This is a genomic window from Bradyrhizobium sp. USDA 327 (genome assembly GCF_041262065.1).
Taxonomy (GTDB): Bacteria; Pseudomonadota; Alphaproteobacteria; order Rhizobiales; family Xanthobacteraceae; genus Bradyrhizobium; species Bradyrhizobium liaoningense.
Genome location: NZ_JBGCCW010000001.1, coordinates 3,738,938 through 3,752,067 on the forward strand (window position 1 = coordinate 3,738,938; position 13,130 = coordinate 3,752,067).

Annotated in this window: 12 protein-coding genes; all 12 read right to left on the bottom strand. The window is 63.8% G+C overall.

Going from position 1 to position 13,130, the window contains the following annotated elements; all coding sequences use genetic code 11:
• Nucleotides 1-2,559 (bottom strand): phage tail tape measure protein, encoded by a 2,559-nt coding sequence (locus tag ABIA42_RS17250; RefSeq protein WP_370143797.1) that lies wholly within the window; start codon nt 2,557-2,559, stop codon nt 1-3.
• A gap of 159 nt (nt 2,560-2,718) precedes the next feature.
• Nucleotides 2,719-2,997: a phage tail assembly protein gene (locus ABIA42_RS17255; RefSeq protein WP_245289301.1), complete on the bottom strand. Its 279-nt coding sequence runs from the start codon at nt 2,995-2,997 to the stop codon at nt 2,719-2,721.
• Nucleotides 2,998-3,066: 69 nt separating this feature from the next.
• Nucleotides 3,067-3,570, bottom strand: a complete 504-nt coding sequence (locus ABIA42_RS17260) for a phage major tail tube protein (protein WP_028152691.1) — start codon at nt 3,568-3,570, stop codon at nt 3,067-3,069.
• 12 nt (nt 3,571-3,582) lie between these two features.
• Entirely contained in the window at nt 3,583-4,992 is a 1,410-nt protein-coding gene (locus ABIA42_RS17265) for a phage tail sheath C-terminal domain-containing protein (RefSeq protein WP_028152692.1), read from the bottom strand.
• Nucleotides 4,993-5,073: 81 nt separating this feature from the next.
• The gene (locus ABIA42_RS17270) at nt 5,074-5,556 is read right to left on the bottom strand and encodes a hypothetical protein (RefSeq protein WP_304500792.1); all 483 of its coding nucleotides are present in this window, start codon (nt 5,554-5,556) and stop codon (nt 5,074-5,076) included.
• A 2-nt stretch (nt 5,557-5,558) separates the two neighbouring features.
• A complete protein-coding gene (locus ABIA42_RS17275; RefSeq protein WP_028152694.1) occupies nt 5,559-6,176 on the bottom strand; it encodes a hypothetical protein in 618 nt (205 codons plus the stop codon).
• Nucleotides 6,176-7,078, bottom strand: a complete 903-nt coding sequence (locus ABIA42_RS17280) for a hypothetical protein (protein ID WP_049831900.1) — start codon at nt 7,076-7,078, stop codon at nt 6,176-6,178. Before ABIA42_RS17280 ends, ABIA42_RS17275 begins: the two co-directional genes overlap by 1 nt.
• A 6-nt stretch (nt 7,079-7,084) precedes the next feature.
• Entirely contained in the window at nt 7,085-10,300 is a 3,216-nt protein-coding gene (locus ABIA42_RS17285) for a DUF4815 domain-containing protein (RefSeq protein WP_370122980.1), read from the bottom strand.
• A 2-nt stretch (nt 10,301-10,302) separates the two neighbouring features.
• The gene (locus ABIA42_RS17290) at nt 10,303-11,001 is read right to left on the bottom strand and encodes a hypothetical protein (protein ID WP_028152696.1); all 699 of its coding nucleotides are present in this window, start codon (nt 10,999-11,001) and stop codon (nt 10,303-10,305) included.
• Nucleotides 10,985-11,836, bottom strand: coding sequence for a hypothetical protein (locus ABIA42_RS17295; RefSeq protein WP_028152697.1), 852 nt, complete (start codon nt 11,834-11,836; stop codon nt 10,985-10,987). The genes ABIA42_RS17290 and ABIA42_RS17295 overlap by 17 nt, the downstream gene beginning before the upstream one ends.
• A complete protein-coding gene (locus tag ABIA42_RS17300) occupies nt 11,836-12,693 on the bottom strand; it encodes a baseplate assembly protein (protein WP_370122976.1) in 858 nt (285 codons plus the stop codon). Before ABIA42_RS17300 ends, ABIA42_RS17295 begins: the two co-directional genes overlap by 1 nt.
• A complete protein-coding gene (locus ABIA42_RS17305; RefSeq protein WP_097532546.1) occupies nt 12,693-13,106 on the bottom strand; it encodes a GPW/gp25 family protein in 414 nt (137 codons plus the stop codon). The genes ABIA42_RS17300 and ABIA42_RS17305 overlap by 1 nt, the downstream gene beginning before the upstream one ends.
• Between the last annotated feature and the right edge of the window lie 24 nt (nt 13,107-13,130).

Sequence of the window (13,130 nt, forward strand, 5' to 3'; positions counted from 1 at the left end):
TCAGTCGCTCAAGAGTCCACGCTGCTCAGACTCGAGCCGCGCGAAGGCCGCGTAGACCGCGTCTTCGGCCGCCCGACGAACATCGTTGGGGTTGCCGCCCTGAACTTGGACGGTGATCTGCGCCGTGTTGGTGCGCGACACGGCCGTGCTGCTTTCGCTCGAACTGGCGACCGCTGCCGCGCCGTCCGAGGTCAGACTGCGCAGCTTGTCGTTCGACTCGATGCGGCCGGACATGCCGGGCACGAAAAGCTCGGGGCCTTGCTCGCCGACAAGATACGGCCTGCCGTAGCTCACAGGGCCGCCCAGCGCGCGGGCGCCAGCAATGGGCGCAGGGGCCGCACCGCCTGCCGGGGCACCCTTGCCGCCGCCGCTGCTAAAGATGTTCTTGATCGCGCTGCCCAGCGACATCGCCTTGTCGATGGCTGCGCCGAAGAAGCCAATCAGGCTTTGGATCGCGGAGATGACCGACCGCACGCCCGACGCTGCAACGCCGCCAACGGTCTGGCCCCACTCGCGCCACTTCGCATTGGTCGCGTCGAGCGGACCGAGCAACTGTGACATCCAATTGTAGACCGAGGCCAAGCCGTCCGAGATTGCCTTCACGGCCGGACCGGCGGGGCCGAGACCTTCCATGAAGCCCTGACCGAACCCGGCGAAGAACTCCTTGATGCCCGCCCAATTGTTGTAGACCCACACGCTCAGAGCCGTCAGGGCGACGACCAGCGCCGTGATGATCAGACCGACCGGGTTGGCAACCAGCGCCCACATGGCGACGCCAATGGCGCGCAGCGCCGTCAGCGGGAAGAGCAGGATCGACCGCCCCAGGGCGAGCAGAAAGCCACCGAGAGCCGACAGGGTCGCCGCCGCCCCAAGCGCGGTCAGCATGCGGAAGCCCAGGGCCATCGCCGCCAAGCGGCCTACAGCGGCCGTCGCCACGCCAGCGATGACGCCGCCGAGCAGCCGGAACGGCAACAGCACACCGAGCAGCGCGAGGTTCAGACCGCGCATCGCGAGCAGCCCAACGCGGCCGAGCGCGCCCAGGACGAAGAGCAGCGGACCGGCAGCGGCAGCCGCAGCGGCGAAGTAGACGCCGGTCTTCAAGAGCGCCGGGTTCGTCTCCGACAGCTTCTGCAACGTGTCCGCGAGCTTCGTGAAGGCGTTGGCGATGTCGTTGCCGACCGCGTCCACAATCGTGTTGCGGAACTTCTCCCAGGCAGCGCCGAGCTTGAGCAAGATCGCGGGCAAGCCTTGGTTGGCGATCTTGTATTGCCGCTGCGAATAGCCGTCCGACTTCTCTTCGACTTCCTTGATCATCGCGGGCAGATCGGCCTTCAGCAACGCCATGTAACGCGAGATATGGCGCGCTTCGAGGATCTGCGCGATGTCGCCGGTCGTCGCGACACCGTCGTCCATTTTCTTCTTCAGGTCGGTCATGAACTTCGTGATGTCCACCTTCGACCCCGCCGCCGCGACGGCGTCGTTGACCGAGTCCGAAATCTTGTCAGCGTCAACCGCCGACGAACTGCCGATGGCACCCTGAACAGCTTTGGTGATCGCGGCCGACAACCCGGCGTGGTCGCCCTTGTTGTTCTTGATCGCGTCGGCGATCTGGCCCTTCACGCTGCTCGCGTCGATGCCGTCCGCCTTCAAGTTCTCAAGGACCGTGTCGGCGGTGACAGGTCGTGCCTGGGTGTAGTCGGACAGGTTCATGCCGATGCGGCTCAGCGCCTTCATGCCACCCTTGGGCATCTTGACGAGACGCACGATGGCAGAGCGCAGCGCGACGCCCGCTTCCGATCCGAGCACACCGGCCTTCGCGAAGGCCATGACCATCGCCGTGACAGAGTCGAGCGAGTTGCCGGTCGTCGCCGCGACGCCGCCCGCATACTTGAACGACTCCGAGATGTCCTTCATGGACGCGACCGTGGACACGGCGGCATAGACCATGCGGTCGGTGACGACGGTCGAAGACTTCACGGCCTGCTCATAGGTCTTCATGGGCATGCGGAATTGCGTGATGGTCTTGCTCAGTGACGCGCCGACATCCGCAGGCGTCATATCGCCCGCCAGCGCAGACGCGGCCAAGACTTGTTCGAGCGCGCCCTTCGTCTGCTCGAACGTGAAGCCCGCCTTCAGAAGCTCCGTCGCCGACTTCATGATGCCGGTCGCGCCACCGGCGTCAAACCGACCTGCCAAGTCCTGCGACATCTTCGAAAGCTCAAGGCGCTGCTCTTTCGTCGCTTCGCCCAACGCCTCGACCATGTTGCCCGCCTTGGCGAACTCGGCGGCGTCCTTGATCATGTTCGCGCCGAACCACGCGGCGGGCGTCGTGACTCCGAGCGTCGCGTTGCGGCCATGCCGCTGCATCACGGCCATGCGCTTCGAGGTATCGGCGAGATGCTTGTTTACGGCCGCGAACGGCGCGTTCATTTTTGCGGCCATGCCAGCGAGCGAAGCTCCCAGGCTGTTGACCTGGGTCTTCGCTGCGTTGACTGCGGCGTTGAGGCTGGGGCTAACCTTGCCCCCGATGTTGACGAATACGGAGAAGCCGGTCGCCATGTTACTTTGCCTTCATCGCCTTGTTGATGTCGGCCTGAAGCTTCGTGGCGTCTTCAAGCCAGCCGTAGAAATCGTCGAGGGACATTTCCTCGACTTCAGAGATCGAGACGCCGCCTTTGGTCAGCCGAACGAGCGTCAGAATCCCCTTTCGGAGATCGCTTAGCTCGACTGACCCCCACGAAAAGCATCGAGTTGGTCGCTCAGCTTCTTCGCGTCGATCTCGTCAAGCTCTTCGATCACGTCCGGCGAGACGTTGCAGAGATCGGACAGGAGCAGGATGCCCTTGTCGGCGTCGTGGCCCTTGAACTTCGCGGCCTTCAGCGAGTCCTTCGTCTTCGGCCGACGCATGGTCATCGTCTTGTAGGTCTTGCCATCGACCTCGAACGGAAAGTCGAGCGTGATTTCCGCCGACAGCCGCATGTCTTTCTTCTCAGTCACAGTCTAGTTCTCCCGCTAAGTTGAGGACCGACCCGTGCGCTTGCGCCTAGAGGGGTCGGCCATGTTGCCCTACATGCCCATCGCAGTGCGAATGGACGCAAGCTGATCCACGCCGTTGACGATGCGGATCATGTTGTCGATGTCGATCTCGACAACGACGGTGTCCTGAATCTGAATCTTCAGATACCGGATGGACATCTCGGCTTCGTTCTGCGTCAGGTCGCCTGCTTTCCAGGTGCCCAACGTGTTCTTCTTGAAGCCGCCGTGCAGATCGACGGTCATCGGGACCGCAGTCTCGCCGTCACGCTGAAGCGCGCCGCGAAGCTGGATACGGGCGGCGTTGCCGTCCATGTTGCCCCACAGACCGAGAATCTGGTTGGCATACTCGCCGAAGGTGAACTTGGCGGTCAGCGTTTCGAGGCCCATGTCCAACTCGACATTGCCGTCCATGCCGCCGCCACGATACTCTTCCGTCTTCACGGAAAGCTCGGGCAGTTCGACTTCGGAGATGCGACCGGCGTAACCGACGCCGTTCACGAAGCTGTTGAAGTTGCGAAGTACGCGCGGGATCATCTTTCGTCCCCGTTATGCGAAGAGGTTGCGGATGTAGTCCGAGACGAGATGCGACCGGAAGGTCACACGCTCGGCCGGGTACGGCGGCGTGAAGTCATACGAGAACGTCACATGACCCTGCGAGATGTCGGCTTCGGTGTTGAACTCGGGATCGACCCAGCAGTCACCACCGAGGATCGCACCGCGCACGCGAAGCTGGCGCATGTACGCCTTCACCGACGCGGTCACGTCCTCGAAATACTGCTTGGTGATCGAGCGATCCACCGCCCAGCGATGGGCCTTCGCGATGGAGATGTCGATCATGTCGCCGGTACGCGAGACGGACAGGAAGGCGAACTTCGGATCGGCCGAGCAGGTGCGGTTGCCCCACAGATACCAACCTTCGTCGCGGATGAACGTCGCGATCTCATTCTCGTTGAGAATGTTCGCGCGGCTGTTCTTGTCGCCGTAGGCGTAGTCGATGGGACGGCCCAGGCCGCCGATGCCATAGACTTCCTTGTTCGACGGCGACTCCCAAAAGCCCTTCTCGTTGTCCACGCGCGAGATCAGGCCAGCCACTCGGGCGGACGAGTGTTCGAGCGCGTAGGTGCTGGTCTTCACGGACCAACCCGAGACGGTCGGATCAACGATGAACACGCGGCGCGTGCCGTGGTCGTTGCGATAGGCGAACGCAGCGGCATCGGTGGTCGAGGGACCATCGGCGATGATGTGCGCCTTGAAGCCATCAGCCAGTTGCTTCAACTCGCTGACGACCGGGTTCGCCGAAGCGCCGATCTGGATCGTGATGGTCGCGCCGGTGCCGTCGCCGGTGACGGTCGCGGTCAGCGGCGAGACGATGCCGAAGCCGAGCGAGTCGAACTCAAGGCCAGTGATCTTGCCGCCGGTGATGATCGGCTTCGCGGTCGGCAGCACCGCGCCCGCACCGCCGCCCGTGAAGGCCACGGTCGCCTGGGTGTAGCCGTTGCCCTGCGCGGTAACGGTATGACCGGCAACGCCGAGCGGACGCTGATGCGTGAAGCCCGGTGCGATCAGGATCATCGGGGACACGCCGCACTCGGCTTCGGCCGCGCGGAAGACGTGAATGCCGGTGAACGCGCCGGTGTCGGCATCGACGCCGCCGATGACCTTGGAAAGCTGCTCGTTCTCGGTCTGCGCATCAGCGACGCGGACCACGACGATGAGCGCACCGCCCTGATCGTAAATCGAGTCGATGGCCTGCGGCAGCGTGCCGGTCGCGCCGATCATGGCCGCCGCCTGACGACGGTTGACGAGCACGGGGGTGTCGAGGGGGAACGCCACTTCGTTCGCGAGGGGAGCGGTGCCGATCAATCCGATGACGGACGAGCGGACGGTCTGGATCGGCCGGGGGCCGCTATCGACGACGACAGTCTCGACGCCGTGAAGGAAATCGGTAAGGGACATCTGTTCTCTCAATCCTCAGTATTGGGATTGAGCGTACCCTAGCGATCACCCTGCCCTGCGTCGGGACCGTTTGGGTATCCCTTACTCGATGCCTTGCGCGAGCGTGAAGAGCGCGACAAGCTCCGCTTCGCTCTTGTTCAACTGCTCGGCGCAGCCAATGACGAACGGATGATTCATGTCGAACTCCGTCGTCCACTGCCAGCTATCTTGCACGTCGCGCGACTGCGAAGCGACGTACTCTTCGATTTCGTCGCGGAGCCCCAGGGCGTTCATCGCCAGCCGGAGTTGGCGCGCGCTGGCCTTCAGCACCGGCGGCGGCAAGCGCTCCGTCATTGCGACCTGCGTCACGACGCCGTCCACGCGCTTGATGGTCGTGCTTACGATCTTATAGCCGTCAGGCGCGGTCGCGGGGGCAACCCTGTAGACGCCGATCTTCTTAAGGTCCGCGTCCGACCAAAGCTCGACAATCTGCCAACTCTGTTGAGCCTCGCCGACAGAGATCGTCTGCCCGTAAGGGAGTTGCGTGAAGACGCCCTGGGACGTTTCCTGAACAATGATTTTCACGTTTAGCTCCATGAGATGTAGACTGCGCCGTTGGAGCCGTAGGCCCCCGGCGATTGAGCGAAGTTGAATGGCGTACTGTTCGCGCCGTAGCCGCCGGGAGCGCCGCCGGTGCCGACATTGATCACCAAAGTCTGCCCGATCAAGATAATGCCCCTGAGATGGCTCCTAGTCGCGCGAGCGCCATAGCCTCCATATCCTGATTGAACAGGGCTATCACCGCTTGCGAGATAACCGCCTGCGCCGCCAGCCGCGCCGCCTCCGGTGATGTTCTGGTCGCCGCCCTGCGCAGTGCCAGCGGCACCCGTTGCTTGGTTCGCGCCGCCTTGGCCGCCAAAGCCGATTACGTTCAGAAGCGCGGGGTTCTGTTGCAGGTAGACTTGTGACGTGCCGCCAGTGTCGCCCGTGCCGCCCGGATTGAAGGTCATGCCGAACGGCGGGGTGGTGATGACCATGCCGCCCGGCCCCTGCCCGCCACCGCCAGCCCCGCGAACGTCATAGTTGAAGTTGCGGTGCGCGGGGACGGTGAAGGTGTAGGTGCCCGGCGTCGTCCAAGCCATGCTGCCGGGAGTGACCGGCGGAAAAGCGCTCGGGATGATGCGACGAAACGGAAGGATCAGCATTACCAGACCTTCCAGCCCGCCGCGATCCAAGCGCCGACGCCAGCGTGATACTCGGCGGACACGACCACCGCAATCCCGCCCCCACCGGCGTAGACGCTAGGGACAATGTTGTCAGGGAAGCGGAAGTTGCTGTTCCAGCCAACCGTTCGGTTTCCGGTCGGGTCTTGAATGAACACGACATCGACGACCTGACCGTCCTTGGGATTGATCAGAGAGACGACGACGTTGCCAGTAAGCGTGACGGTCCAACGCGATCCCTGCGTGCAGTCGATCTGCACCGTGCCGTTACCGCTGTTGCCGTAGTTCTTGAAGCCCGTCGCCTGCCACATGATGTCGGTCGTGAGGACGCCCTGCCCCGTACCAGCACGGAGGTCGGCGAGCACAACGCCATTAGCAATCGCGATGTTGCCGAGGCCCAGGTTGGCCCGACCGTTGGCTTGCGCAGTCGCATCCAACCCTTGCGCGGCGGTGTCGATGCGCAGACGCTTCGCAAGCGAGTCGAGGATCGCGTTGATCTGCGTCATGTCGGTAAGCTTCGCAGCGATCTCGACAAGCGTGTCATAGGCCGGTTCGACGCCACCCTTCAGATCGTTGATGGCAGTCGAGATCGCGACACCGTATTGACCGACGATGGTCGTGTGCAGCGCTGACGTAGCCGACGTGATCATGTCCATGACACGCTTCACGACGGGAACGGCGGCCTGCGTCGCGCCTGCGGTCGCTTCGGCTGCCGTGGCAAGGCGGACGCCGCCGATCTCGGTCTCGGAAGCGGGCTCGATGCCCATGCCTTCCAAGTCTTCGCTGATCGCGGTGATCGCGTCCCGAATCCGCTGCGCGTCGTCACGCGCAACGTTGTCGGGATGCGGGAGCGGATAACCGCGCGTCGTGCTATCGTTCGGCATGGCCTATTAACCCGTGGTGGACTTGACTGCGACGGCGCGGATGTTGCGAGCGTTGGAGCGAGCGGCGGGGCCGCCGCCGATCTTCACATACGCGCGCGACACGGCGAGGTTGACGTGATCGAGCATGTACTGGCGCTCTTCCCAGCCATCGCCGAGCGGCGTCGCCTTTTCGAGCGTGAGCGCGTTCGAGGCCGACCACACGGGCAAGCCCGCGTTGACGCCGGTCTGAATCTTCGCCTCGAAGGTCGCGTTGCCGGGCAGATACACGTCAAGGATCAGGCGAACCTTCGAGTCGGTGCCCGCCTCAAAGGCGCGCGTGATGTAGTCGCCGGTCGCCTGGATCGCGCCCGCCACAACCTGAACGTAGGGCAGCATGATCGGCCAGAGGTTGGTCTTTCCGGTCACGCGCAGGCGGACCTTCAGCGTGCCAGTGATGGCCTGCGGCAGCGAGACGTTGACCGCCGGGGCCGTCACGTATTTCGCTCCGTTCGGGGCCTCGAACTCGACCTCGATAGCGGTGCCTTCGGGGCGCTCTGCCGCGAGCAGCGGCATCAGGTCCGAGCAATCCACCACCGGCAGATCGCCGACCTCAATGGTGCGAACGGCTTGGGCGTACTTGGCGCAGCGGAGCCGGAAGCCCAGCGAGCGGCCCGGCTTCGGCAGCCAGGTACGCGAGTCCGAGCCGTCGAGGAAGGTGCCGAGCGGGAACGCATTGCTCGTCACCCAGCCGTTGATCTGATCGAAACCACCCAGGTCGGCGATGGCGACCGAATGGGTCGGGTCTTCGGTCAGAAGCGTGATCGCGTAGCTACGGTCTTCGCGCAGCGTCACCGGACGCTCGAACGCGGCGAAGGTCCAATCGCTTTCGACGCGCGGCTGAACCGAGAGCGGGTCGATGACCTTCACCGTGTTCATGTCGAGGATCGACTCCGCGACGACGCGCTCGGTCGGAAGGCCAAGCTCGACCTCGCGGATTTGGACGCGCACCGGCTTGCTCTTGTCGCCGACCTTGGTGAACTTCACGTCCACGCCGAGCGCCTGACGCGGCTCGCTCAGACGGAAGGTCTGCGCGAGCGGATCGGCGCTATACCAGTACGTCGTGACGACGGTGCGTTCGTTGGTGATCGTGGTCAGCCAGCCGTAGGCCGTGTAGAGCGCATTGGCCGACGAACCGCCGACGCCCTCGAACGCGACGTGCTTCACGCCGACCGGGACGTTCGCCGGAATCTGGAACGCCGAAGTCAGCGTGCCATTGCCGTCCGCGCGGATGGTGCCCGCCGGGGTCACGTCGATGTCGTCGAACGTCACCTTCTTCAGGACTTCGTTATAGCCCCACTTGTGGATCGTGAAGCCGACCGAGCGCTGGCGGATCGTCTCTTCCGCGACCGTGGCGTTGTTGACGATGCGATCCGTGGTCTCCGTGGTCGTTCCGATCAGCGGGCCAGCGGCGAAGTTGGTGCGCTGCCAAGCGACGCGCGACGTGAAGACCGAGGTCCAAACGTCCTGCGTGTCGGTCCAAAGATCGACGGACGGATCGAGAGCAACATCGGTCGCCGGGGGACCGAACGAGGCGTAGGGGTTGATCTTCGATTCGCCGGTGATCTGGCGCTGCTCGAACACGTTCTCGAACGTGTACGTGAGCGCCGTGTCGGCAGGCATCGTAGTGACGGTCGGGATGATCGGCAGCCAGAGCAGGCCGCCGAAGATCGCGCCGGTCTGAGGAAGGCCCTGATCGCGCATGTCGTCGTCGAGCATCGGATCGACGAACACGCCGCGCTTCGAGGCGACTTCCTTCCGATCCACGTCGCGCTGAAGCCGCTCTTCGGCAACCAGTGCGTAGAGGTCGCTGACCATCGTTTCGAGGCTGCGCAGATCGGCGAACGGCATGCGGACGGTCGCGACCTGCTTGATCGTCGGGACGAGACCCCAATTGTTGTAGACATCGGCCAGCTTGTGCAGCGTCGGCGCGACGGTCGTCGGCTGCGGCGCGTACAGCGAGCTAATGCCCTTCAGGTATGAGATCACGCCTTGCTGATCGACCACGATGGCGTCATAGCGCGGCAGCTTCGTTTCGTACTTGATGAACGCGGTCGTGTCGTCGGCCGCGCCGGTGATGTCGAAGCCATCGCGCGTGATGTTGGTCGGGACCGCGTTGGTCAGGTAGCGATACGTGACCTGATAGGTCGAGCCCGGCGCGACTTCCGCGCCGCTCGGCGACCAATCCACGGCCGCGCCGGTCAGCTTGTAGTCGGCGGTCGGTGCGTAAATGGTCGCGCCCTGCTTGACCTGACGGATCGAGAGCACGGTCGGATCGGGTAGCGTGTCGGACGCGCCGGAATAGGTGCCGTGGGTCAGCGTCACGGTCTTCTCGGCGATGATCGTGATTTCCTTGATCGAGGCGATGGGCGCGAAACGCACCTTGATCGTCTGCGTGCCGGAATTGACGGCATGCGGCTCGTCATCGAGCAGCATGATCTCGGGCTCTTCGGTCACGCGAAGGCGTGCGGAGGCAGGCCGGGTCCGCTTGTAGCCCCAAACGTTGATCGTGCCTTCCGAGATGGTGAAGGTCTGCTTGCCGGTGTCGTCGAGGCCGAGCGCCTTCAAGTTGAAGCCTTCCACGACGTACCCGCCGTGCGCCTCGCGGTCATAGCGCGCGAGCAGGTTCGCCCAGGCGTCATCCATGCCGGGCTCATTCGGAGTGTCGATAGTGCCGTCCTTGATGGTATAGATCGGGAAGAAGTCGCCCTCTTCGCCGTCGCCCTCATAGCCCCAGCGGCCGAGCATCGCCAGCGCCGAAGCGCCCGGCTCGCCTTGTGCGCGCGTTCCGGGGGCGAGGCCCTTCAGCGTCGGATCGTTCTCATAGGTGACGGTGAAGGTGCGCAGGCGGATGCCGATCACGACGGTGCCGACCGCCGAGATGACGAGATTGCGGGCGTCGATGTTATGCACCGCCCCGCGAATGTAGACCTTGGCCGCCGCCAACCTCGCCTCGACTTTGGCGTTGATGATCGGCCCGAGCACGATGGCACCGCCGCTGACCAGCGAACCGTCGCGCCAGAACGCATCGGCGACGCCCTTCAGGCGGTTCGCCTCGATGTCCTGAATGACGTTCAGTTCGTTGCTCGTCAGGAAGCGGTCATAGTGAGCCACCATCCGCTGATAGCCCTTCGCCGGATCGAAGGTGTTGATGTATGCCGGGAGGGTATCGCGAGCGTCAGCCATTTTCAGATCACCAGAACGTAAGAGAATCCCTGCCGCTCACTCGGGGAGCGAACCTTGCCCGCGAAGCGGTCGAGCAGGAGCAAGTATCCCGGTTCGGCGACCTGATCGGGAGTCAAGTACAGTTGCCCTTCAGGCACTCCCGGCTTGCGCGTGCCATCGACATAGATGCCGACTTCGCGGATCGTTTCGGTCGCGGCTTCGAGGTAATCGAACAGCACGTTGCAATAGAGGTAGCGCGTCGCCGTGGTCGAGATCGTCCACCGCTGGCCGCCCGGCGTGCTGATGTTGCCGTTGTCGTCCGGCACAACGAACTCCACCGACGACGCGATGCGACGGCCAACTTCGTTGACCAAGGCGGTCTCCCCGGAGCCCAAGGCGGGCGTGCCGTACTGAACCTGAGCCTGGACGGTCGCGCCCGGCGCGATCTGGCCGCCGTTGATGCGCGTCACCGCGCCGGTGTTGGCGTTGAACGTGTAGTCGCGCGGCGTCTCGAACGTGAGAGCGCTATCGACGCTCTTCACGGCCAGCGCAGAGACCGGCGCGTGATCGAGCATGAAGCGCTCGGGCGAACCCGAGAACGTGAAGTTCTTCACGTCGGTCTGCCCCCACCACGAGTCCCCTCGCCCCCAGGCGAAAAACATCGTGCGAGACTTCAACGCGGCGGCGAGACCTTCGCGCCCGCTATTAACCAGAAGTGCCATCGGGTCCTCCGTAAATCGTGAACTGTTCAATGTTGGAATAGGAGACGTTCGGCCAAGGCACGCGCGGCCAAGGCATCAACGCTTCCTTTGCGAAGTCGATCTGCTCGCCCGAGAGCGAAGCCTGAATGGAGACCACGGACGGCTCGACGACCTCGCCATCGAGCAGAGAGCGGTCGAGCACGAAGCCTTCCTCAAAGCGCGCGACGCCCTCGACGGACGTGAAGACACCGCCGTCCATATCGACGTTGAAATCGACTTCCTCGCCGTGCTGCTTGCCGAACGAAAGCTTCGGCTTGATGCCGGGGAGATAGACGCCGGACCAATCGTCGAGCAGCGCGCCGTCGAGGCGCATCATGTCGAGGCGCATCGGCCGGATGTCATAGCCGCCATAGATGCGGCCCAGGACGCTAGACGCCTTCTTGGAGAGGTTCGCCAGCCCGATCAGGTTGAGCAGCACATCTTGGTCAGGCCGCTCAGTGAGCCCGATCTGGAACAGGCCCCAGCGCACAGCGCCGTGATCTCCGCGCTCATAGAAACCGTCGAGGCCCAGCCAATCGAAGACGATCTCATAGGCTTCCACGCGGCCCCGGAGCGTCTGCCAACGCTTGCCTTCCCTGTAGAGCCTCTGATGGTCGGCGACGAACTCAGCCGCGTCTTCGAGGCCCCAATGGCGCAACAGCCACGGCAGAACGTCTTCGGGGATCACATCGAGATAGCGCACGTCGATGATCGACTGCACCAACGCGGCATAGCGCGAGCGCGAGTCGATAGTCTTCACAACGGACCGCTGAAGCGGCGTCGTGTTGCGCGGGACGATGTCGATCAGGTCGGTCATCAATAGGACCGACCCTTGAAGTTGAGCTTGATGGTGCCGAGCGCCACGCCCTCATTCGGCTCCGCGCGCGTGTAGTCGTCGGCGGCAGGCGAGATCATGACGATCCGGCGGACGCCGGACGTGCGCAGGGACGCGATCACGAAGTCAGCGGTGAAGTCCCATCCCAGGCGGCGCGATGCGGCGAACTCGGTCTTCAGGCGATCTTCGGCCGTCTGCAACTCACTCGCCGGGGCTTCCGGCAAGAGCCACACGTCCGCCTCGACGTTGACAACGCGGATCACGGCGGGGACGACATCGACGTGATCGTTGTCGCCCAGGACGAGCGGATCGTTCAGCGCGGCGGCGACGGTCGCGAGCAAGGCGGGGCTAGCGACGCCATCCCCTTCGGTGGACAGGATCGAGACCTTAACCCCACCCTTGGCATCGCCCACAACGCCCACGTCGGCCACGCGGAGCGGGTCGGCGGCGAAGGCGTACCGCTTGTACCAATTCTCGGTGAAGCCGCCCTGCCCCTTCTTCCGCTCGCGCAGGCGGCGTCGCAGGTCGTCGAGGGACTCGCCAACTGCCTGCGTCATGTTCCAATCGGACGCCTGCGCGATCAGGTCCGCGCCCTGCCCGAAGTCGAGCAGCGTCGCGCGGAACGTGTCGTTGAGCGACGTGACATAGAGCAGATCGCCATAGGCGGCATGGCGGCAGAAGTTGTTGATCGGGTCCGACCGCAGCATGTACGTGTCCCAATCGAGACCGGCAGTCTCAAGCAGGCCGCGCATCTGCGTCAGGCGGGCGTCGAACAATGCCTGGAACGCGGGCTCGCGCTCGATGACAGGCAGCGGCAGGTTCGGGAGCGGCGCGTCCATTAGACGTAGCTCCCGACGACCATGTTGTCAGAAAGGATCACGCGGCCCTGCGCGTCTCGGGCTTCCGAGTAGTCGCCGAGATGGCCGCGCGGGTAATAGATGCCCTCGATATCGAATTGGGCATGGCCCTGATCCGTCATGTCGGAAAGCTCCATCTGAATGATGCGGAAGCGAGGCTCTTCAGCCATCAAGGACTCAGGGCTCTTCCGATTGATCGCTTCCGGCACGGCCGCGTAGAAATCGATCAGCGTGACGGGCGACACGGCATGGTCAACAAGGCGCGGCATCTTCGAGCCGAAATCGCGGGCCATAACGAGCGACTTCAGCGAAGTGCTCAGAATCGTCGCAATCGACTGCCAGACATCGTCGATGCCTTCGAGAGGCTTGCCGGTGTTGAGGTCAATGGTCGCCATAAGGCGCACCGTGCCGCGTCGGCT